The sequence below is a fragment of the bacterium genome, from assembly GCA_028821235.1.
Classification (GTDB): Bacteria; Actinomycetota; Acidimicrobiia; order Spongiisociales; family Spongiisociaceae; genus Spongiisocius.
In genome coordinates this window covers 32,587-53,080 of the sequence record JAPPGV010000076.1, presented here as the reverse complement: position 1 = coordinate 53,080, position 20,494 = coordinate 32,587, and the positions used below count along the sequence as shown (strand labels likewise).

Here is a 20,494-nt window from a genome sequence, read left to right as displayed (position 1 = left end):
GTGGGGGCTGCCCCGAACGATTTGATCCCTCGAGCGGCCTGGTAGACGTCCGTACCGGGCCGTTGGTTATTGCGGTTGTTCAACAACATACAACGACCAAGTGACACGTTCAACCCCTCTGTGGGAGGGTGACCGGCGCAGGTTGTCCGAGAATCGGCCGGGTCAGTCGGGCTTGAGATCGAGCGAGGCCGAGTTCATGCAGTAGCGCAGACCGGTCGGCTGCGGGCCGTCGGGGAAGACGTGCCCCAGGTGTGAGTCGCAACTGCCACACACCACCTCGGTGCGCACCATTCCGTAGCTGTAGTCGTGGCGCTCCTCCACCGGCGCTCCCTCTACCGATTCGTAGAAGCTGGGCCACCCGGTCCCGGAGTCGTACTTGGTCTCGCTACGGAACAGCGGGATACCGCAGCCGATGCACATGTAGGTGCCGGCGTCCTTGGTGTTCCAGTACTCGCCGCTGAAGGCCCGCTCGGTACCGGCTTCGCGAGCTACTTGGTACTGCATCGGGGTCAGCTTCTCCCGCCACTCCTCCTCGGTCTGCGGGATGGCGGCTGCTTCGCTAGGGGTCGGGGTCATTGTTCCGGTTCCTTCCCTTGGTAGCGCTGTTCTCCGGCGCGACATGCAGGATTCCGCATGACCGACCGCGGGCTCGGTGCCAGGACGCCTGCAATAGCCATCGCAAGGATCCTATCCTTATGCCATGGCAACTGAACAAGCACACCCGGTCGGGGCTAGACACAGAGTCCCCGTCACGATGATCCTAACCCTGTCCCATGGCCGCTGAACCTGTGGGCCCGGACGCTATCTCCTCGGGCAACCCGCCCCCGAGCGGGTGGAGATCGACCAGGGACTACTTCCTCGCCGGGCTGGTGGCGAGCGGGTTCGCCGTGGCTTTTTCCGAGATGCTCGCCTCCTTCTTCGTGTCGGCGCCATCGCTGGTGCTGACCATCGGGCAGCGGTTCATCGACATCACCCCCGCCGCCCTCAAGGACTGGGCCATCGCCGTCTTCGGAACCAACGACAAGGCGGTCCTGATCGGCGGGATCGTGGTGGTGACGATCATCATCGGCGGCCTGCTGGGTGTGGTGGCCCGCAAGCGTATGGAGTTGGCGGCGATCGGCTTCGTGGCCTTCGGCGTGCTCGGCTACGCCCTGGGAATCACCGATCCGCTCGCCACCGCCGGCGCCACCCTCATTCCGGCTGTAGCGGCGGCCGTGAGCGGCATCGCCGTGCTCGTCCTGCTCCGCCGCCTGCTCCAGGGACCGGCCGCGGAGGGCACCGATCCCGTCCCGGCCGTGTCTCCGGACTCCCGGCGGGCGTTCATGACCGCCTCGGGCGCCGCAGTGGTGCTCGCGGCGGGCCAGGTGGTGATCGGGCGGCTCGCCGCCGACCGGACCCAGTCGGTGGTGGCGGCCCGTGAGCAGGTCACCCTTCCTACGGTGGCCGCCTCGCCCACTACCACAGCCGCGCCTGCCGCCACCACCACGGCAGCCACCGCGGCGGCGGTCGAGGAAGCCCCGGTGACGGAGGCCACGACAACCACCACCCGGGCCGTTGAGGAGGTGGTACGCACCGTGGCCGATCCGACGCCCGCCCAGATCGCCCAGGTGGAGGGGGTGTCGGAGTTGATCACGCCCAACGAGACCTTCTACCGGATCGACACCGCTCTCAGCATCCCCAACGTCGACCTGGACACCTGGGAGGTCAGCTTCACCGGCCTCGTGGACTCACCCTTCAGCCTCACCTATGACGAGTTGATAGCACTTCCCATGGTGGAGCGCTACATCACCATCTGCTGCGTCTCCAACTCCGTGGGGGGCGACCTGATCGGCAACGCCAAGTGGCTCGGCGTGCCCCTCAGGGATCTGGTGGAGCGGGCCGGGGTCCAGCCCGAAGGCACGCAGTTGATCGGCCGTTCGGTCGATCGCTTCACGGTGGGCTTCCCCACCGAGGCGGTCTTCGACGGACGGGAGGCCCTGCTGGCCATCGGCATGAACGGAGAGCCGCTTCCGGTCAGGCACGGCTTCCCCGCCCGGCTGGTGGTCTCCGGCCTGTACGGGTACGTCTCCGCCACCAAGTGGCTGTCCGAGGTCGAGTTCGCCCGCTGGGAGGACTTCGACGCCTACTGGATTCCGCGCGGCTGGGCCAAGCAGGCCCCGATCAAGACCCAGTCCCGCATCGACACGCCCCGTCCGGGCACCGTCGGCGCTGGTACGCGGGCCATCGCTGGAGTGGCGTGGGCGCAGAATCGAGGCATCGACACGGTCGAGGTTCAGGTCGATGGCGGGCCGTGGATGGAGGCCATCCTGCCCGAGGAGTTGGCTATCGACACCTGGCGCCAGTGGCACCTCGAGTACGACTTCACACCGGGTCCTCACACCATCGCGGTGCGGGCTACCGACCGGACCGGGTACACCCAGACCTCCGAGATAGTCCCGCCGCGGCCGGACGGGGCCACCGGCTACCACACCGTCCAGGTGGTTGTGGTCTGATCCGGCGCCGACCTGCTAGTGGTCTGTCTGCGAAACAACTTGGCGTGATCTGGCGGTCATCGGCGTCCCGTCGCTGCGTTCCGCTTCCTCAACGTACCCTACGGGTACGCCTTCGTCAGCGGGCCTTGCGAGGAACACCGCTGCCGACGCCATACCACGCCGCCATTCCACAGACAGACCACTACTCGGCCAGGGTGGCGAGATAGTCGTCGGGGATGTCGAAGTTGCCGTAGACGCCTTGCACATCGGCCAGGTCGTCCAGCGTGTCCACCAGGCGCAGGACCCTGGCGGCGCCCGAAGCGTCCAGTGGGATGGTCGTGGACGGGAGCTGGGTGATCTCGGCGGACTGTACGGACAGCTCGGCGCTGGCCAGGGCATCCCGGACGGTCGGGAAGTCGGTGGGCGCCGTGATCACCTCGAACTGGTCCCCGCTCTGCCGTACGTCCTCGGCGCCTGACTCCAGGGCAGCCATCAAGATCTCGTCTTCATCACCGTCTACTAGAAGGTAACCCTTCTGGTCGAACAGGTAGGCGACGGAACCCGGCTCGCCGAGGTTGCCCCCGTTCCGGGTGAAGGCGGACCGGATGTCGGAGGCGGCCCGGTTCCGGTTGTCGGTGAGCGCCTGCACCAGCAACGCCACTCCCCCTGGCGCGTAGCCTTCGTAGAAGAACGTGTCGAGGCGTTCGCCGACCAGCTCTCCGGTGCCGCGTTTGATGGCCCGTTCGATGTTGTCCTTGGGCACCGAGGCGGACCTGGCCTTGTCGATGGCGGTGGCCAGCACGGCGTTGCCCGCCGGATCGCCCCCACCCTGACGAGCCGCGGCCTCCACGGCGCGGCACAGCTTGGCGAACAGGTTGCCACGGGCGGCGTCCTGCCGCCCCTTGCGGTGCTTGATGTTCGCCCACTTGGAATGACCGGCCATCGACGTCAGGCCACGAGGTCGATGAGCATCCGGTGGACACGGTCGTCGCCCGTGAGCTCGGGGTGGAAGGCGCACGCCATGACATGGTCCTTTCTCACCAGCACGGGCCGGCCCTCGTGGCTGGCCAGCACCTCGATGTCGGGGGCGGTCCGGTCCACCACGGGTGCCCGGATGAAGACCGCAGGGAACGCATCCTCCCAGCCCTCCACGGCGAGTTCGCATTCGAACGACTCGTTCTGGCGGCCGAAGGCGTTCCGCTCCACCATCATGTCGAGCGCTCCCAGCAGGGGTTGGTCTCCCCCGGTCACCGCTGTGGACAGGAAGATCATCCCGGCGCAGGTGCCGAGGGTGGGGAGCCCGTCCGAGATGCGGCCGCGGAGGGGGTCGACCAGCCCGTAGAGGGTGGCGAGCCGCCCGATGGTGGTCGACTCTCCTCCCGGGATGATGAGGGCGTCGATGCCTTCCAGGTCGGTGGGCGTCCGGATCTCCCGGGGAACGCCACCGGAGGCGGCCACCATCCGGGCGTGCTCGCGGACGTCTCCCTGGAGGGCGAGCACCCCGACCACCGGCGCCCCGGGCGCGGTCTCTACCAGCCTCGCTCCTGCATCCGCTGGCCGGCCGGTATGTCGTCGATCTCGATCCCGACCATGGCCTCGCCGAGATTGCGGGACACCTTGGCCACGATCTCGGGATCACGGTAGAAGGTGGTGGCCTCCACGATCGCCCGGGCCCTGACAGCGGGGTCGCCGCTCTTGAAGATTCCCGAGCCCACGAAGATGCCGTCGCATCCCAGCTGCATCATCATGGCGGCGTCCGAGGGCGTGGCGATGCCGCCGGCGGCGAAGTTGACCACCGGCAGGCCGCCCGCCCCGGCCACCTCGCGCAGCAGTTCGACCGGTGCGCCCATGTCCCGCGCCAGGGCCATCATCTGGTCGTCGCCGGCGGCGGCCGCCTGGGCGATCTCCCGGTTCATCCGCCGCATATGGGTGACGGCCTCGACCACGTTGCCCGTACCCGGCTCCCCCTTGGTACGGATCATGGCCGCGCCCTCGGCGATACGGCGCAGCGCCTCCCCGAGGTTGCGGGCGCCGCACACGAAGGGCGTGGTGAAGGCCCACTTGTCGATGTGGTGGTTGTTGTCGGCGGGGGTGAGGACCTCGGACTCGTCGATGTAGTCGACACCGAGGCTCTGGAGCACCTGCGCCTCCACGAAGTGGCCGATCCGGGCCTTGGCCATGACCGGAATCGAGACCGCCTCCATGATCTCCTGGACCTTGCTGGGATCGGCCATCCGGGCCACTCCCCCGTGCGCCCTGATATCGGCGGGAACCCGCTCCAGCGCCATGACCGCCACCGCCCCGGATTCCTCGGCGATGCTCGCCTGGTCGGCGTTGACGACATCCATGATCACGCCACCCTTGAGCATCTCGGCCAGGCCACGCTTTACCCGCAGCGTGCCGGTCGTCTCCGCCTTGGTGCCCTGTTCCATGGCGATTTCGTCCTTTCCATAGTACCAGTTATAAGGAATATTCTACCGTGTCCAAGCCTCAGCGCAACCCTTAAGGGCGCTATCCGGCGCGGGTAGCCAGGCGGTACAGCTCGGTGTACCGGGAGATCACCTTCCCCCAGTCGTACCGTTCGACCCGGGCCGAAGAACCCGCCGCCAGGCGCTCCCTCAGCCCCGGGTCGGCCAGTACCGCCTTGAGGGCGCCGGCCAGGCCGTCCGGGTCGCCGTTCCTGAACACGAGGCCTGTCCCGCCGAGGACGTCCCCGAATGCGGGGAGGTCGCTGGCCACCACGGCACACCCGGCCGCCATGCCCTCGGCAACGGTTATCCCGAAGCTCTCACCGCCCCGGTTGGGCGCGCAGAACACGCCGCTGCCGGCCAGGACGGAGCGCTTCTCTGCCTCGGACACCCGCCCCAGGTACTCGACGCCCTCGACCGGGGGTGACTCCCCTCCACCCACTATCACCAGCCGGGCGTCCGGTACCTCGGAGCGCACGGCCGGCCATGCGGACAGCAGCAGGTCCCGGCCTTTGCGAGGGTCGGGCCGGCCCACGAAGGCCACCCGGCGAGGATCGCGCTGCGCCTCGACCCTGAACGAGCCCACATCGACGGCGTTGGGGATCTCCACCACGTCGAGACCGAGCGGCTCGACGGCGCTCCGGGCGGTCCGGCTCACCGTCGTGGCCAGCACATCCCCCAGCAACAGCCGCACCAGGCCTCTCCCCCATCGGTACGCGGCGCGGAACATGGGCGACGGGTCGGCGTGGAAGGTAACCACGGTGGGTCGTCCGGTCCGGAGCGCCGCCCAGCCGACCAGGGGGACCATCGGCTCGTGTACGTGGATCACGTCGGCGCCGGCCACGGCGGCCCGAACCCGGCGGACCGCCATCGGCGACAGGGCGATGGGCGCGCGGGAGCGGTTCACCGGAAACATGACCGGTCGGCCCGCATTCGCGCCCGCGGCGCCGGCTCCCGGACCCACCGCGAAGGCTTCCTGGCCCAGCCGCCGGAGATGCTCGACCAGCCCGAGTACCTGCTGCTGGACGCCCCCCGGGATGTCGAGGGCGTACGGGGAGACTACGGCGACCCTCAAGCATCCCCCCGGCGCCGTTCGAGTAAGTCATGGTCGGACGGCCAGTTGGGTTGCACCAGGTGCCACTGGGTGGGAGCCTCCCGGATCATGTCCTCGTACCGGTGCGCCAGCTGCTGGGTGATGCTGCCCATCCGCTCGGGGTCCTCCGGACCGGGATCCTCGATGGGAGCATGCACGACCACCCGGTGACCAGCACCCCGTTTGAAGTACGAGACCACGGGGAGCAGGACCGCATCGTTGCGGATCGCCAGGGCGGCCGGACCGGCCGGCAGGGTGGTCTTCTCACCGAAGAATTCCACTTCCACGCCGCGCCCGCCGATGTTACGGTCGGCGACCAGAGCGATCACCCGTCCCTCCATCATGTCGTTGCGCAGTGCCCGCATCGTGGACAGGCCTTCCGCCAGCACCACCCGGATGCCGAGTTGGGCCCGCATGCCGGTGAACCACCGGGCCAGGCGGCGGTTGGCCAGCGCCTCCGCCACGGCGGTGATCCGGACTCCCGCATCCTCTGCGAGGGTGCCCGCCAACTCCCAGTTGCCCACGTGGGGAAGTGCCGCCACAATCGGCCTCCCGGACTCCTGGGCCGCCCGGACGTGTTCCAGCCCTATCAGCGTCACCCGTGACCTCACCACCTCGGCCCGCCGCGGGCGGAACCAGAGCGTCTCCGCCCAGTAGCGACCGTAGGCGCTGAACACCTCCCGGGCCGCTCGCTCCACCGCCGGCCCATCGCTCCGGCCGAGCACCCTTCCCATGTGCCGGATCGCCATGGCCTTGCGCTCCCCCGCCCAGAGCCAGCAGAGCCGGCCTGCCCAGCGACCCAGGTGGCGGACGATCGGTTCGGGTAGAGCTCCGAAGATCCCCGCGCCTGCCCGGTAGGTCAGGTAGGTGAGCAGGTCAGTCACCCGCTGACAGCTGCCGCCAGGTCTTGAAGAACCGCTGGAAGACGGTTAGCCAGGTGAGGATGGCCATCAGCCACAGCATGACCGTGACCTGATCGAAGATGAACCCGGCCGCGAAGAGGATGACCCGCTCCGCCCGGCCCATCAAGCCGCCCCGACCCTCCACCCGCCCGATGTCGGCCTTGGCCCGCAGGTAGGAGATGACCAGAGATGCGCCCAGGCTCAGGACGCAGAGCACGACGAGGGCAGGGTCGCCCTCGTCGGGTGAGAGCCGTGAGGTGAGCCAGAAGGAGCAGGCCGCGAACATGGCCGTCTCGCCGATACGATCGAATACGGAGTCGAGCAGCGCACCCCGGGGTGAGTCCGATCCCGACGCCCGGGCAACCGACCCGTCCAACCCGTCGAGAGCCGAGCCGCCCAGGATGACCAGGGCGCCGATGACCACGCTGCCAGTGGCGAGCAGAGTCGATCCGACCAGGGTGACCACCAGCCCCGTCACGGTCAGGTGGGCGGGTCGCACCCCGAGGCGGGCCAGGCCACGTCCGATAGGCGCCACCACTTTGTCGACATGCTCGCGGGCCCAGACTTCGATCACGGTGGCTCCTTCCGCTCGGGAAGCTACCACAGACGGGAAGCATCGTATGATTGCCTACACTCGGATGCCCCACAAGGAAGCGGAGGAGGATGCGACCGGAGAACATTCGAAACGTGGGCCTGTTCGGCCACGGAGGTTCCGGTAAGACCTCCCTCGCCGAGGCCCTCCTCTTCAACGCCGGCGAGATCAACCGCGTCGGTTCCGTAGATGCCGGCAACACGGTCATGGATCATGAGCCCGAGGAGATCGAGCGCCAGAGCTCGCTGGGGCTCGGGGTGGCGTCCTTCGATCACAACGGGACCCGGGTCAACCTCATCGACACCCCCGGGTACGCCGACTTCGTAGGTGAGGCGCTGGCGGCGTTGCGAGCCGTGGACCTGGCCGTGTTCGTGGTCTCCGCCGTGGACGGAGTCGAGGTACAGACCGAGATCCTCTGGGAGGCCGCCCGCCTGGAGGGCATTCCCCGGGTGGTGTTCGTCAACAAGCTCGACCGGGACCGCGCCTCGTTCTCCCGCACCCTGGACGAACTCGTGGAGGCCTTCGGCAAGCGCATCGCTCCCATCCAGATACCGATCGGCGAGGAGCAGAGCCTGAGCGGGGTGGTCAGGCTGGTGTCGGGTCGCGCCTACCGCTACGAATCGGGCCGGACGGAGGGCACGGCTACCGACGTTCCTGCCGAGGTGGCCGAGGCTTTCGAAGAGACCCGGTCAGCGCTCGTGGAATCGGTGGTGGAGACCGACGACGATCTGCTCGAGGCCTACTTCGAGGGCGAGGAACCGTCGGCGGAACGCATGGTGGAGGTCATCCACGACGGGATGCTGGCGGGAGACATCTTCCCGGTCCTGGTGGGTTCCGCGGGCTCGCTGGTGGGAATCGACACCCTGGCCGAGTTCGTGGTCGACTTCGGCCCCGATCCCCTGGAACGGACCATGCCCGCGACCTTGAGCGGCGAACTGGCCCCCGATGCGGACGGCCCGGCGGTGGCCTACACGTTCAAGACGTCAGGGGATCAGTACGTGGGCCGGGTCAATACCTTCCGGGTCTTCTCGGGCTCGTTCAAGCCCGACACCGTGCTCGAGAACCCCGGCGGGGACAAGCTCAAGATGTCCAGCCTCTTCTCGCTCCAGGGTAAGGAGCACACCGGGCTGCCGGAAGCGACGGTCGGGTCCATCGGATCGGTGGCCAAGCTCGACCGCCTGCGGGTCGGAGACACCCTGAGGGCCCCCGGAAGCGCTACCGAGATCGCACCGGTCCGGGTGCCCCGCCCGGTACACGAGGTGACGGTATCGCCCCGCTCCACCCAGGACGAGGACAAGCTCTCGACCGCCCTGGCCCGCATCCAGGAGGAGGATCCCACCATCATGGTGGAGCGACGCGCCGAGACCAGCGAGACGGTCCTCTCAGGCCTCGGGGAAGCCCATGTCAGCGTCACGCTGGCCAAGGTGGCGCGGCTCTTCGGGGTCGAGGTGGACACGGGCGTGCCGCGCATCCCGTACCGGGAGACCATCCAGGGGCGGGCCGACGTGGAGGGCAAGCACAAGAAGCAGTCGGGCGGGCGGGGCCAGTTCGGCGTGGCGTACGTGAGGTTCGAGCCCAACCGGCGAGGCGAGGGTTACGAGTTCGTGGATCAGATCAAGGGCGGGTCCATTCCCCGGAGCCTCATCCCGGCGGTCGACAAGGGGATCCGGGAGGCCCTCGAGCGGGGCATCCTGGCCGGCTACCGCGTCATCGATGTCCGGGCCACCGTCTACGACGGTAAGTTCCACTCCGTCGACTCCGATGAGCTCAGTTTCCGGATGGCGGGGATCATGGCCGTCAGGGCGGCGGCTCCCGATTTGCGGGCTACCATCCTCGAACCCATCGCCGTGGTCACCATCCGGGTGCCCGAGGACTACATGGGCGACGTGATCGGTGACATCAACGCCAAGCGGGGGCGGGTGCTCGGGATGGACGCCGACGGGCGGAGCCGGGTCCTGAATGTCGAGGTCCCGATGGCAGAGGTGCAGCGCTACTCGGTGGATCTGCGGTCGATGACCGGGGGGCGGGGATCCTTCGACATCGAGTTCGCCCGCTACGAGCCCGCTCCCCCGCAGGAAGTGCAGCGGGTGGTGGCGGCGACCAAGGCCGCGGCCGAGTAGGAGGGACGAGCGCAGCACATGGAGAAGGCGACAATCCGCGTCGATGGTGAGGACGCGATCGACCTACTGATCGCATCGGGAACGGAGGGCGAGCGGGCACTCGACATCCGGGGTCTCCGCGCCGCCACCGGGATGGTCACCCTCGATCCCGGATACGGGAACACCGCCGAGACCTCCAGCGAGGTCTCGTTCATCGACGGCGAAGCAGGGATCCTTCGCTACCGCGGCTATCCGGTGGACCAGCTGGTCGGGAACTCCACGTTCCTGGAGGTGGCCTACCTGCTGGACCGGGGCGAGCTTCCCACCCCCGATCAGATGGCGGCCTTCGAGAGCCGTATCGCGGAGTGCCGAGCCCTGCCCGACGGGTTCGAGAAGGTCCTGGAGGCGTTCCCGGCCGGTACCCATCCGATGCAGAAGATCGCCACCGCGATCGCCCTGCTGGGCGCCTACTACCCGAGAACGGGAGGATCGGGAGAGGTGGAGGCCAACCGGCTGGCCGCTACCCGCCTGGTGGCGATGATGCCTGCGCTGGTGGCCTGGTCGCACCGCAGCGACCGGGACCGGGTCTATATCGATCCCGACCCGGGACTCGGCTACGCGGCCGACTTCCTCAACATGACCTTCAACCCCGGCGGCTCGGGTTACCAACCCAACCCGGCCCATGTCCAGGCGATGGAGGCGTTGCTGATCCTCCACGCCGACCACGGCCAGAACCTCTCCACCTCGGCGGTCCGGCTGGTCGGGTCGGGTCAGACCGACCTGTTCTCCTCGATATGCGCCGGCGTTCTTGCTCTGTCGGGTCCTCTCCACGGCGGCGCCAACCAGCGGGTCATCGAGATGCTGGAGGACATCAGGGCCGCGGGCGGGGACACCCGGCTGTTCCTGGACCGGGCGAAGGACCGGAACGACCCCTTCCGGCTCATGGGCTTCGGACACCGGGTCTACAGGAACTTCGATCCCCGGGCGCTGATCATCAAGCGACACGCCCGCGCCCTGCTCGACAACCAGAGCAATCCTCTCCTGGACCTGGCGTTGAAGTTGGAGCAGGAGGCCTTGGCGGACGACTTCTTCATCCGGCGGCGCATCTACCCCAACGTGGACTACTACTCGGGCATCATCTACCAGGCCATGGGATTTCCCAGCGAGATGTTCACGGTGCTTTTCGCCCTGGGCCGGCTACCGGGATGGCTGGCGCAGCTGCGGGAGATGAGGGAGTCCTCGAGCGCCCCGCTCAAGCGCCCGCGCCAGATCTACACCGGCTACTCACAACGAGACTACGTGCCCCAGGCGGAGCGTTGATGGAGGGAATCCGCATTCCCGCCGAGGTGGCCAGGGAAGCGGGTGTCCCGGACGATCTCGACTCCGGGCAGCTGGGTCCGTACCGGTTCCCGTCCCCGTCCCGGCGCCGGATCGGCGCCCGCATCTACCTGGCCGCGGGGCTGCTGGCCGTGTTCGGGGCGCTGGCCAACCTCGGCGCCGGCCTGTGGGTGGTCGCGATCGGGCTGCTGGCACTCGCCTACGTTCATTACCGCACGGCCTGGCCGCTGGTGATTGGCCAGGAGCGGGCGCTGGACATGGCTGCAGCCGTGGCTCCGTTTCCGGTGGGCCACGCCTCGGCGGCCCTCGGGTTCGTAGGAGGTCGGTCGCGCCCGGTCTGGAACCTCATCCTGTACTCGGCGGAGGACCCGCCGCTGGCGCGGGCACTGGTACGGATCGACGCGGTCAGCGGGCACAGCGTCGACGAGGTCTACACGGAGCAACTGGAGCAACCCGGCTGAGCCCGGCGGGGGCTCGAGGAGTACGTTCAGCCGGGAGGCCGGGCGGCATCGACCAGCTCGGCCAGTGCCTCGTCCATCGGAACGCCCCGCCTCTCTTTCTTCTCCGACCGGAGGCGAAGGCCGACCGTGTCGTTTGCGGCATCCTGGTCGCCCACCACCAGGATCGCCGGGACCTTCCCCGTGATGGCCGAGCGGATCTTCTCCCCCAGCTTGCCCGGTCCCGAGGCGGACTCGACCCGTAGGCCCCCGTCCCGGAGCTTGCCCGCAACCCGGCCGGCGTAGCCGTCATGACGGTCGGCGACCGGCACGACCACGGCTTGGACGGGCGCCAGCCACATCGGCATGGCGCCGGCGTAGTGCTCGACCAGCACGCCCAGGAAGCGCTCCACCGAGCCGAACTTGGCGGCGTGGATCATGACGGGCCGCTCCCTCGTGTCGGCGGGAGTGACGTATTCGAGGCCGAACCGCTCCGGGAGGGAGAAGTCCACCTGGATGGTGGACATCTGCCAGCGGCGCCCGATGGCGTCATTGACATGCACGTCGATCTTGGGGCCGTAGAAGGCGCCCTCGCCTTCCGCCACGCGGTGCGGGACGCCGGCCTTTGCGAGCGCTTCCCCGAGCGACTCTTCGGCCAACGCCCACAACTCCGGTTCCCCGACCCATTTCTCTCCCGGACGGGTCGAGAGATCGGCCTGGAATTCGTCGAAGCCGAAGTCCCGGAGGAGGCGGAGCACGAAGTCGAGGTGGAGCTGCAGCTCGGACGGGACCTGGTCGCGGGTGCAGAAGGTGTGCGAGTCGTCCTGGGTGAACCCGCGCGCCCGGAGCAAGCCGTGGACCACGCCCGACCGCTCGTAGCGGTACACGGCGCCCAACTCGGAGAGCCGCATGGGCAGGTCCCGGTACGAACGGGCGTCCGAGCGGTAGATCAGAACGTGGAACGGGCAGTTCATGGGCTTCACGCGGTACTCGTCACCCTGGTCTATTTCCAGGCCGGGGTACATGTTCTCCGCATAGAAGTCCAGGTGGCCTGACGTCTGCCAGAGATCGGCCCTGGCCAGGTGGGGTGAGAAGACGAAGTCGAAGCCGAAGGCCTCGTGGATGCGCCGGCTGTAGTCCTCGGCGAGGCGCCTCAGCATCCCGCCCTTCGGGTGCCATACCGCCAGGCCCGGGCCGAGGCCGTCCGGGAACGAGAACAGGTCGAGTTCGCGGCCCAGCTTGCGGTGGTCCCGGCGTGCCGCTTCCTCGATCCGGTGGAGATAGGTCCGCAGCGCCTTGCCCGACTCCCAGGCGGTCCCGTAGATGCGCTGGAGTTGGGGACGTTTCTCGTCCCCCCGCCAGTATGCCCCCGCTGTGCGGGTCAGTTTGAAGGCCTTCAACCTTCCGGTTGAAGGTAAGTGTGGGCCCCGGCACAGGTCCACGAACCCCTCGTTCCGGTAAACGGACACCACGTCCCCGGATTCGACCTCCGACTCGTCTACCGAGCGGATTATCTCGAGCTTGTAGGGGTGCTCGCGGAACAGGTCCAGTCCCGCGGCCCGCGACATCTCTTCCCGGACGAAGGGCTGATCGGCCGCGACGATGCGCTCCATCTCCTCTTCGATGGCGTCCAGGTCGTCGGGTGTGAACGGTCGTCCGATGTCGAAGTCGTAGTAGAAGCCGTCGGTGATGGCGGGTCCGATGGCGAAGGTGGCGCCCTCGAAGAGTCCGAGCACCGCCTGGGCCATTATGTGGGCGGCCGAGTGACGGAGGACATGGCGGCCCTCCTCCGACTCCGGGGTGATTACCGCGAACCGCCCCCCGGCATGGATCGGCTGCTCCAGGTCCATCAGGACGCCGTCGACCGAGACCGCGACGGCCGCAGCGGCCAGGCGCGGGCCGATCGATCCGGCCACCCGGAGTCCGGTCACTCCGGCCTCGTGGCGGATCAGGGTTTGGTCGGGGAGAATCAGTTCAATAGTCATAACCGGGTCCGGGCAGGTGGCGGCGCCATCGTAATCCGGTAATCCGCCAAGCACTCGGAGTCAACCACTTCGAGCCCTTCGGTAGGCGCGGTCGGTGTGTTCGGTTGCGAAGCCGAGGCGCCGGTAGAGCTTCACAGCGGCGATGTTGGCCGAGTCCACGTAGAGGATCGCTCTGGTGGCTCTCCTGTGGCGCGAGAGGTAGTCGAGCCCTTCAAGTGCGATGGCGCCGCCCAGTCCCCGGCCGAGGAAGGCGGGATCGACCGCCAGAACGTAGATCTCGCCCAGGGCGCCCCCGTCGGGAGCCGGCGTGTCGTGGACCTTGGTCCAGTGGAATGCGACCAGCCGGTGGTCGATCCAGCCGGTACGTACTCCGCGCGGATCGAACCACGGCAGCGAGGTGCGCCGCTCCAGGTCCTGTAGCGACCATTCGCCCTGCTCGGGATGACCGTCGAAGGCCCGGTTGTTGACTTCGATCAGGGCCCGGGCATCCCGCCGGACGTCGAAGCCGGCGAAGCGGACGCCCGCCGGGGGCCGGGCGATGCCGGGAACGGGAAGTCTCACCGCCATCCGGTACAGGTCGCGTTCATGGGTGAAGAGCGCCGGTGGCGGCTCGATGTCCGGGGCGTGGAGCCATAGGACCGTTTCCTCGATCCCGGCGGCATCCAGGCCGCGGGCCACGTCACCCAGAAACCGATCCTGCTGCCCGGAGCCGTCGGCCACCTCCAGCGTCCAGACCCGTCCGTCGGGGTTGGCGGCGGCGAAGGCGTACGAGACGAGCCTTCCGTGCGACCGCGCGGCGTAGCCGAGGCCTCCCCCGTCGGGGTCGCGCATGGCTGCTCGCAGGACCTCTCCGAAAGGCGGGGCCCCCTGCTTCTCGGTGACCGTGGCGATGAGATCCGCCAACTGGTCTCCGAGTTCGCCGGGCAAAGCGGGACGTACCTCCATTGGCGCCCGAGGGTACAACTATCCTCCGGGAGAGTTGGCGTCGGAGGGTTAGTGCCGTGACCTGGTCGGATGATCGGAAGCCGCCGGAGGGTACCCGCCGTCCGGGAGACTCCCGCTGGTCGGGAGTCCGCCGAGCCGAGCAGGTGCCGGTTACCGATGCGATGGTCACGCCCCGATCGGAGTCCGGCGAGACTCGGGCTGCGGCGGGCTCCCGGGAGGGCGAACCGCGCTTCTGTCCCCAGTGCGGCCAGCAGTGGATATCCGATACCTCCATCTGCCGGTCGTGCCGTCACCGGATCGGACGGCCCGAACCCTCCACCCGGCCGGGACGTTTCGCTTCCGGCCCGGGCTCCATGCGGCGGATCGGCCTGATCCTCGCGGTGGTGGTCGCCCTGGTGCTCGGGCTCCGAACCCTGACCAGCCGTGACTCCTCGGAGGCCCCGGAGCCTGTCGTCGAGACCACATCCGTGGAGCGCGACGCGGCGGCCCTGCGGTTGTACGCAGATGAGATCTCGCTGCTGGCCCTGGACGTGGCGGATGCAATGGACACCGGGCGGCAGATCAACGACGGGTGGGACAGCGGCAGCCTCGAATACGACGCGGCGGTCCAGCAGATGGGCGCTCTGGTCTCCCGGGTGAGCGTCCTTCCCGCCCGGCTGGCTCGGGTGGCTACGCCACCGGGGATCAATACCCGACTCCAGCAGGGTCTGGCCGGCTCCGTCGCCGCCCTCGTCTCGGCGGCCGAGACCATGCAGGAGGGCCTGGAGTCGACCGACACCGGGGAGACCCGTCGCGCCGGCCTGCTGGCCTTCGAGACGGCTGCCTTCGAGTTCGGTCTTCTCGTCGGCCAGGTGGCTACGGCGGCGGAGGAGCTGCGGCCGGCTCCGGACGTCGGCGAAGGCGACGTCGAGGGGTAGCCCGGTCCGGCGTGTCTCCCGGCTGCCCCCGCCGGCCCCGGGAGTTGGATTCGCTGCCCAGCGCCTGGATCAGCACGCCGGTAAGCACGACAGCACCGCCCGCCAGGGTGGCGACGCCCGCCGTCTCGTCGAATATCCACCACACCCAGAGCGGCGCCAGCACGACCTCGGTCATCGATATGAGCACCGACTCGGCAGGCCTCACGTAGCGCGCCCCGACCGTGTACAGCGCCAACCCACCGGCCAGGGCGACTCCTCCCAGCCAGAAAGCGACCGCCAGGTCGCGGGGGCCCGGGACGGTGCCGCCGATGAGCCATGCCGTGGCCGCCGCCGTGATCAGGCCCGACACGGCGATGGCCGGCAACATGTCGACATGCCTGCGGCGGCGTTGCAGCACCGTGAACGAAGCGAATCCGAGTGCAGACAGGAAGGCCAGGAAGGTCCCCGCCGAGACCCCCGCCGACCCGGCCGGGCCGTTCATCACGGCGATCCCGGCCAGCACCAACGCCATCGCCAGCCAGGTGATCCGGGTGATGGGGTCTCGCAACACCACCCATCCCAGCAGCCCCGCCAGGACCGGCGCCATGCTGAAGAGGAACACCACCTCCGCCACCGTGGTGAGCCTGAGGGCGTACACGAACGCGATCGAGGACATGGAGATGGAGGCGCCGGCGATGACCCCGTCGGCGCCGATGTCCATGAACGAGCGGGCGAACCCGCGTCCCCGCCGCATGGCCACCCAGGCGCCTATCACTATTACCTGGGCGATGGCCCGGTAGAACAGGATCTGCCAGATGGTGGCGGTGTCCATGATCCGAACGCCGAGGCCGAGGGTGCTCCACAGGGTCCCGGCGGCGGCCACCAGCAGGATTCCTCTGGCGCGGGCGGGCAGTACGGTCGCTGTGCGGCGCATCATGCTGACGGGCTTCTAGGAGTTCCCGGTCATGGCCCGGATCCATGCCACGATGTCATCAAGGATCATCCCGCCTGCCGGCTCCTGCAGGGAGGCGTGCCGGGTGCCCGGGTACAGTCGCCGCTCGACGTTGGGAAGCCGACCCAGCGCGACGCTCGTTGCCGGTGGCACGAGAGTGTCGTCCGCGCCGTGCGTCAGCAGGCAGGGGGCGGTGAAGCGGTCGACGGATGCGGTGACCCGGTCCATGGCGCTGAGCAGGTGGGCGCCCAGCCGGACCGTGGTGCGGGGTTCCAGCAGTGGGTCGGCGAGGTAGCCGGCGGTTGTGGCGGGGTCACTGAATATCTGGTAGGGGTCTATCGGGTTGGCGAGGGTCAGGGTGGGAACCAGCCCGGCCAGGATTGGGGAGGCCCTCCGTTTCCAGGCCGGCACTACCGCGTCCACGGCGGGCGCATTGAGGACCACCAGATCGGGTTGGCGATGGCGCGACATGGCGTAGTCGATGGTGAGCAGGCCCCCGACGGAGTGGCCCAGCACCACTCTCGGAAGGCCACGGTCCGGCAACCGGGCCAGGTTGTCCGACAGCTGGAACAGGTAGGTGTGCCAGTGCGCTACGTCGGCCCGGGTCCCCCCTGACGCTCCGAAGCCCATGAGGTCGAAGGCGTGGGTGTCGATACCGGCTGCCGCCAACCGGGCGCCGACGTTCCGGTAGCGCCCCGAGTGCTCTGCCAAGCCGTGGACGATCAGGAGGGAGGCCCATGGATCCTCGGCTTCCCATCGGCGGCGCAACTCGGTGACACCGCCGCGGGTGGTGACGATCTCCATGCTGGTGGCGGGCGGGGCGGTCATACGAAGATACCTTGCCTGGGAGCCGGAGTGGTCCGTGGCCACGAGTCTGGCCGCCACTCTAACGGTCTGTCCGTGAGGCGGCGCCAGGGTTGTCCGGCCGAAGACCACCAGGAGCGTGGGCTCCCTCTACCCGGACATGCTCCGGGCCCTATCGGTCAGCCGGGTCACGAGCGGTGGCCCGGTGTGACGGGTCGGGACCAGCGCGGATCCGGACGGTGGCGCGGAGTCGAGGCCGTACTTGTAGACCAGGTGCAGGTAGTCCCGCCGGTACAGCAGCCGGATGTCCACGTCGGGATACCGGGCCCGGAACAGGCGGACCTTGCGCTTCTTCTTGGTGACCAGGCTCTGCTTCATGGTGGTGATCTCCACGAAGACGTCCTCGTCCGGCAGGTAGAAGTCAGGGGTGAAGCTCTTGGTGGGCCGGCCATCGTCGTCCCATTGGATGGGGAACGACCGGGGCTCGTACTCCCAGCGCACGTGGTAGAAGTCGAGCAGCCGGGCGAACTGGATCTCGCTGTGGTGGGCGAAGGCGACGCCTCTAGGGGAAGATGTGACCGGACTCGGGCCGGAGGAGGTCAGCTGGTGGCCGCCTCGGGATCGGATTGGAGCTCAGCAAAAGGGAGCTCGGCCTGCACCGCGCTCGGAGCGAAGTCCAGCAACTCACCCTCGAGGTCACGTTGAATCCGCCCCACGGCGATGGCGAATACTCCCTGACCGCGTTGGAGAGCGTCCATCAGGTACTCCTGGGTTCCCTCGCGGTCGAAGCTGGCCAGGATGGTGGCGCCGTCGCTGATCAGGTTGGCTTCGGAGAGCGGCTGGTCGATCTCCTGCTCGCGGAGCCATTCGACCGCCTGCCGGATCCGGTTGAGGTGGAGGCCTGTGTCGAGGAGACCCTTGATGACCCGTAGCCGGACGAGGTCGGAGAAGGAGTAGAGCCGCTGGGTCCCGGATCCCTGCGCCGCTATCAATGAAGGCTGCAGCAACTCGGTGCGGTCCCAGTAGTCGAGCTGTCGATAGGTGATGCCGGCCAGCTTGCAAACCTGGGGCGCCCGGTAGCCCTCCATCCCCACGGTCGGGTCCTCGGTGTTGGTATCTCGGTCCATCGGAACGGGGCTCCCTCCCCGGTGGGTCGAAGCCGACCCGTATCACCTGGTCATTACAGCCAGGTAATTACCTGTTTGCGAGCCGTACGATAGACCATCGGGAGCCATGTTCCAACGGTTTCCGATGGGATACCAGCCGCCCGGGCGCGGGTTTCCCGGGTCGGGATGACTAGCCGGTTCTGAAGTCCTCGGGCGAGAGATCTTCGAGGAACTCCCGGAACGCTTCCACCTCCGCCTCCTGGTGATCGTCCTTGATCTCGATGCCGGCGTCGTCAAGGACCTCCGGAGTGGCGAATACCGGCGCTCCGGTACGGGCGGCCAGGGCGATGGCGTCGGAGGGGCGGGAGCTGACATGGATCTCCTCACCGTCCCGTGAGAGAACCAGGTCTGCGTAGTAGACGCTGTCCCGTAGCTCGGTCACCGTCACCCGGGTCACCTGTCCCCCCAAGACCTCGGTCGTGATCCGCAGCAGGTCGTGGGTGAACGGGCGGGGGGTGTCGACGCCCTCGAGGGCGTAGGCGATGGCGGTGGCTTCCATGGCCCCGATCCAGATGGCGAGAAAGCGCTTACCGTGCGACTCGCGCAGCAGGACTATCGGCTGGTTGGTCGGGTACTCGATCCTGACCCCGATGAGATCCATGGGAACCGACTCGCTCATGGTGCGAGCCTATTCACGACGAGCCGGCTCTGCAATGGGCACCAGTGCGGACGGGTCGGCCGCGAAGGAGGCAAAATCGAGGATGGCCCACAAGGATCGCAGGTTGCGGAACTCGCCCTTCCAGTCGAGACCGTACCCCACCAGGAACTCATCCCCAACCTCGAAGCCCCGGTACTCGATGGGTACGTCAACGATACGCCGGGTGGTCCGGTCCAGGAGCGATACCGTCTGGAGGCTGGCGCAATCGCGTTCCTCCATCATCTGACGGAGCAGGCGGAGCGTGAGGCCGGTGTCCACGATGTCCTCCACGATGAGCACGTGACGGGCGGCGAGATTGGTGGCGGTGTCCATCGCCACGCGTACCCGGCCACCCTCCCCGAACTTGGTCAGCCCGAGAAAGTCGGCCTCGCACTCGATGGGGATCTGGCGGATCAGGTCTGCCAGGAACACCAGGGATCCCGACAGCACGCACACCAGCACGGGCCGCAGGCCCCGGTAGTCGTGGGCGATGCGTTCTCCCAACTCCGCGATGCGCTCGGTGATGTCGCCTTCGCTTATCGCCTCCGCAGCGATCATTGTTCGCCCCTCAGTCCTTGCCAGTACTTCCATACCCATGCCAGCGCGTCGCGGATACCCGGAAGCTCTACCTGACGTTCAATGCGCTGGGTCACGGGAGCGGCGGGAACCTCGGCTTCAGGGTCGACAGCGGACGGGCCGGTTCCGGTCCCCGGCGCATCGGCGGCCACCGGCTCCACGGTATCCGGCGGAGGCTGCTCCGCCCGAGCCGGGAAGACCTCGAAGTCGGTACCGGGCTGTGCGGCGACACCGCCTGCCAGCGGCCGGCTCAGGTCGGATGTGGCCGGGACCAGGGTCAACGGCCCGAAGCCGCCGAAGCCGTAGTCGAGCAGCAGGGTGACATCGGCGAAGTGATCCTGGGAGCCCAACACCACCACGTAGATCCGGCGTTGATCCCGCTGGGCCACCGCCGAGAGCGTCTGGAGGGCGCGGCCGGTGTAGCCGGTCTTGATGCCGAGCGTGCCCGGATAGGTGGCGAGCAGGTCGTTGCGGTTGACGGCCACCCGCGACTCCCCTTCCGGTGTGGGCGGGAGGCTGAAGCTCCGGGTGGCGGCGATCCGGGAGAACGCCGGGCTCTGCATCGCGGCGACGGAGATGCGGAGAATGTCGCGGGCCGAGCTGTAGTGGTCGGCGTGATCGAGGCCGTGCGGGTTGACGAAGTTGGAGTCGGTGAGGCCGAGCCGGGTGGCCTCCCGGTTCATCAACTCCGCGAACCCCGCTACCGACCCGCCCACGTGCTGGGCAAGCGCCACAGCCGCATCGTTGGCGCTGCGGAGGATCAGGGCTGCCAGGAGCTCCTCGACCGTCCAGGCCGCCTCTCCCGCCACCAGGCCGATCTCCGACTCGCCCACCGAGGCGGCCGTATGGGTGATGGTGACGAGGTCGTCCCCGCCCACGGTCTCGAGCACCACCAGAGCGGTCAGTATCTTGGTGACCGAGGCGACCGAGCGGCGGGAGTCGGCGTCCATCTCGGCCAGTACCTGGCCGTAGGTGTCGTCGTACACGATCCATGCCTCGGCCGTGACCTCCGGAGGATCCGGTGCGAGTAGCCCCAGGTCCGTTGGATGGTGGGCCCGGCCGGGCGGGGCCGCTACGAGCAGGACCGCCAGGCTGGTTGCTGCGAGCAGAGCACCTGCCCGAAGTCTTCGCAT

21 protein-coding genes are annotated in these 20,494 nt (G+C 68.3%); 5 read left to right on the top strand and 16 right to left on the bottom strand.

From position 1 onward, the window contains the following. Positions 1-162: 162 nt before the first annotated feature. On the bottom strand, positions 163-576 hold the full coding sequence (gene msrB, locus OXK16_08125; protein MDE0375911.1) for a peptide-methionine (R)-S-oxide reductase MsrB: 414 nt from the start codon (positions 574-576) through the stop codon (positions 163-165). Positions 577-773: 197 nt separating this feature from the next. Between msrB and OXK16_08120 the strand changes: the two genes are divergently transcribed. Next, entirely contained in the window at positions 774-2,492 is a 1,719-nt protein-coding gene (locus tag OXK16_08120; GenBank protein ID MDE0375910.1) for a molybdopterin-dependent oxidoreductase, read from the top strand. Positions 2,493-2,673: 181 nt separating this feature from the next. On the opposite strand, the gene OXK16_08115 is transcribed toward OXK16_08120, so the two are convergent. The 6 genes from OXK16_08115 to OXK16_08090 form a co-directional block, all read right to left on the bottom strand. Next, positions 2,674-3,414 carry a YebC/PmpR family DNA-binding transcriptional regulator gene (locus OXK16_08115; protein MDE0375909.1) on the bottom strand — a complete coding sequence of 247 codons (741 nt, stop codon included), beginning with the start codon at positions 3,412-3,414 and terminating at the stop codon, positions 2,674-2,676. A gap of 5 nt (positions 3,415-3,419) precedes the next feature. Further along, positions 3,420-3,980, bottom strand: a complete 561-nt coding sequence (gene pdxT / locus OXK16_08110; GenBank protein MDE0375908.1) for a pyridoxal 5'-phosphate synthase glutaminase subunit PdxT — start codon at positions 3,978-3,980, stop codon at positions 3,420-3,422. Positions 3,981-4,000: 20 nt separating this feature from the next. Beyond that, positions 4,001-4,903 (bottom strand): pyridoxal 5'-phosphate synthase lyase subunit PdxS, encoded by a 903-nt coding sequence (pdxS, locus tag OXK16_08105; protein ID MDE0375907.1) that lies wholly within the window; start codon positions 4,901-4,903, stop codon positions 4,001-4,003. Positions 4,904-4,982: 79 nt separating this feature from the next. Beyond that, positions 4,983-6,014, bottom strand: a complete 1,032-nt coding sequence (locus OXK16_08100; protein ID MDE0375906.1) for a glycosyltransferase family 4 protein — start codon at positions 6,012-6,014, stop codon at positions 4,983-4,985. Beyond that, entirely contained in the window at positions 6,011-6,916 is a 906-nt protein-coding gene (locus OXK16_08095) for a phosphatidylinositol mannoside acyltransferase (protein ID MDE0375905.1), read from the bottom strand. The genes OXK16_08100 and OXK16_08095 overlap by 4 nt, the downstream gene beginning before the upstream one ends. Next, on the bottom strand, positions 6,909-7,508 hold the full coding sequence (locus OXK16_08090) for a CDP-alcohol phosphatidyltransferase family protein (protein ID MDE0375904.1): 600 nt from the start codon (positions 7,506-7,508) through the stop codon (positions 6,909-6,911). Before OXK16_08090 ends, OXK16_08095 begins: the two co-directional genes overlap by 8 nt. Positions 7,509-7,597: 89 nt before the next feature. Between OXK16_08090 and fusA the strand changes: the two genes are divergently transcribed. The 3 genes from fusA to OXK16_08075 are packed head-to-tail and all read left to right on the top strand — an operon-like array spanning position 7,598 to position 11,424. After that, positions 7,598-9,646: an elongation factor G gene (gene fusA, locus OXK16_08085; protein MDE0375903.1), complete on the top strand. Its 2,049-nt coding sequence runs from the start codon at positions 7,598-7,600 to the stop codon at positions 9,644-9,646. Positions 9,647-9,664: 18 nt separating this feature from the next. Then, the gene (locus OXK16_08080; GenBank protein ID MDE0375902.1) at positions 9,665-10,945 is read left to right on the top strand and encodes a citrate synthase; all 1,281 of its coding nucleotides are present in this window, start codon (positions 9,665-9,667) and stop codon (positions 10,943-10,945) included. After that, positions 10,945-11,424 (top strand): hypothetical protein, encoded by a 480-nt coding sequence (locus OXK16_08075; GenBank protein MDE0375901.1) that lies wholly within the window; start codon positions 10,945-10,947, stop codon positions 11,422-11,424. The genes OXK16_08080 and OXK16_08075 overlap by 1 nt, the downstream gene beginning before the upstream one ends. Before the next feature lie 26 nt (positions 11,425-11,450). Here OXK16_08075 and thrS read toward each other — a convergent pair whose 3' ends face one another. Together thrS and mshD are read right to left on the bottom strand one after the other, a co-directional pair. Then, positions 11,451-13,385, bottom strand: coding sequence for a threonine--tRNA ligase (gene thrS, locus OXK16_08070; protein MDE0375900.1), 1,935 nt, complete (start codon positions 13,383-13,385; stop codon positions 11,451-11,453). A 60-nt stretch (positions 13,386-13,445) separates the two neighbouring features. Further along, on the bottom strand, positions 13,446-14,330 hold the full coding sequence (mshD, locus tag OXK16_08065; GenBank protein MDE0375899.1) for a mycothiol synthase: 885 nt from the start codon (positions 14,328-14,330) through the stop codon (positions 13,446-13,448). A 56-nt stretch (positions 14,331-14,386) separates the two neighbouring features. Between mshD and OXK16_08060 the strand changes: the two genes are divergently transcribed. Further along, complete coding sequence (locus OXK16_08060; protein MDE0375898.1) at positions 14,387-15,247, top strand: hypothetical protein; 861 nt, start codon at positions 14,387-14,389, stop codon at positions 15,245-15,247. On the opposite strand, the gene OXK16_08055 is transcribed toward OXK16_08060, so the two are convergent. The 7 genes from OXK16_08055 to OXK16_08025 all read right to left on the bottom strand — a co-directional run bounded on the left by OXK16_08055 (position 15,186) and on the right by OXK16_08025 (position 20,494). Then, the gene (locus tag OXK16_08055; protein MDE0375897.1) at positions 15,186-16,163 is read right to left on the bottom strand and encodes an EamA family transporter; all 978 of its coding nucleotides are present in this window, start codon (positions 16,161-16,163) and stop codon (positions 15,186-15,188) included. The two genes, OXK16_08060 and OXK16_08055, sit on opposite strands and share 62 nt — an antisense overlap. A gap of 12 nt (positions 16,164-16,175) precedes the next feature. Next, complete coding sequence (locus OXK16_08050) at positions 16,176-17,006, bottom strand: lysophospholipase (protein MDE0375896.1); 831 nt, start codon at positions 17,004-17,006, stop codon at positions 16,176-16,178. Between the two features lie 126 nt (positions 17,007-17,132). Next, positions 17,133-17,483, bottom strand: a complete 351-nt coding sequence (locus OXK16_08045; protein MDE0375895.1) for a hypothetical protein — start codon at positions 17,481-17,483, stop codon at positions 17,133-17,135. 98 nt (positions 17,484-17,581) lie between these two features. Further along, the gene (locus OXK16_08040) at positions 17,582-18,109 is read right to left on the bottom strand and encodes a MerR family transcriptional regulator (GenBank protein MDE0375894.1); all 528 of its coding nucleotides are present in this window, start codon (positions 18,107-18,109) and stop codon (positions 17,582-17,584) included. Positions 18,110-18,278: 169 nt separating this feature from the next. After that, a complete protein-coding gene (locus OXK16_08035; GenBank protein MDE0375893.1) occupies positions 18,279-18,767 on the bottom strand; it encodes a bifunctional nuclease family protein in 489 nt (162 codons plus the stop codon). Between the two features lie 9 nt (positions 18,768-18,776). Then, positions 18,777-19,343 (bottom strand): hypoxanthine phosphoribosyltransferase, encoded by a 567-nt coding sequence (gene hpt / locus OXK16_08030; GenBank protein MDE0375892.1) that lies wholly within the window; start codon positions 19,341-19,343, stop codon positions 18,777-18,779. After that, the gene (locus OXK16_08025; GenBank protein ID MDE0375891.1) at positions 19,340-20,494 is read right to left on the bottom strand and encodes a D-alanyl-D-alanine carboxypeptidase; all 1,155 of its coding nucleotides are present in this window, start codon (positions 20,492-20,494) and stop codon (positions 19,340-19,342) included. The genes hpt and OXK16_08025 overlap by 4 nt, the downstream gene beginning before the upstream one ends.

Coding starts and splice junctions, on each gene's coding strand:
- OXK16_08055 (MDE0375897.1), bottom strand. CDS start 16,163: ATGATGCGCCGCACAGCGACCGTACTGCCCGCCCGCGCCAGAGGAATC.
- pdxS (MDE0375907.1), bottom strand. CDS start 4,903: ATGGAACAGGGCACCAAGGCGGAGACGACCGGCACGCTGCGGGTAAAG.
- OXK16_08050 (MDE0375896.1), bottom strand. CDS start 17,006: ATGACCGCCCCGCCCGCCACCAGCATGGAGATCGTCACCACCCGCGGC.
- OXK16_08115 (MDE0375909.1), bottom strand. CDS start 3,414: ATGGCCGGTCATTCCAAGTGGGCGAACATCAAGCACCGCAAGGGGCGG.
- mshD (MDE0375899.1), bottom strand. CDS start 14,330: ATGGAGGTACGTCCCGCTTTGCCCGGCGAACTCGGAGACCAGTTGGCG.
- OXK16_08080 (MDE0375902.1), top strand. CDS start 9,665: ATGGAGAAGGCGACAATCCGCGTCGATGGTGAGGACGCGATCGACCTA.
- hpt (MDE0375892.1), bottom strand. CDS start 19,343: ATGATCGCTGCGGAGGCGATAAGCGAAGGCGACATCACCGAGCGCATC.
- OXK16_08075 (MDE0375901.1), top strand. CDS start 10,945: ATGGAGGGAATCCGCATTCCCGCCGAGGTGGCCAGGGAAGCGGGTGTC.
- OXK16_08035 (MDE0375893.1), bottom strand. CDS start 18,767: ATGAGCGAGTCGGTTCCCATGGATCTCATCGGGGTCAGGATCGAGTAC.
- msrB (MDE0375911.1), bottom strand. CDS start 576: ATGACCCCGACCCCTAGCGAAGCAGCCGCCATCCCGCAGACCGAGGAG.
- OXK16_08120 (MDE0375910.1), top strand. CDS start 774: ATGGCCGCTGAACCTGTGGGCCCGGACGCTATCTCCTCGGGCAACCCG.
- OXK16_08040 (MDE0375894.1), bottom strand. CDS start 18,109: ATGGACCGAGATACCAACACCGAGGACCCGACCGTGGGGATGGAGGGC.
- OXK16_08025 (MDE0375891.1), bottom strand. CDS start 20,494: ATGCGAAGACTTCGGGCAGGTGCTCTGCTCGCAGCAACCAGCCTGGCG.
- thrS (MDE0375900.1), bottom strand. CDS start 13,385: ATGACTATTGAACTGATTCTCCCCGACCAAACCCTGATCCGCCACGAG.
- fusA (MDE0375903.1), top strand. CDS start 7,598: ATGCGACCGGAGAACATTCGAAACGTGGGCCTGTTCGGCCACGGAGGT.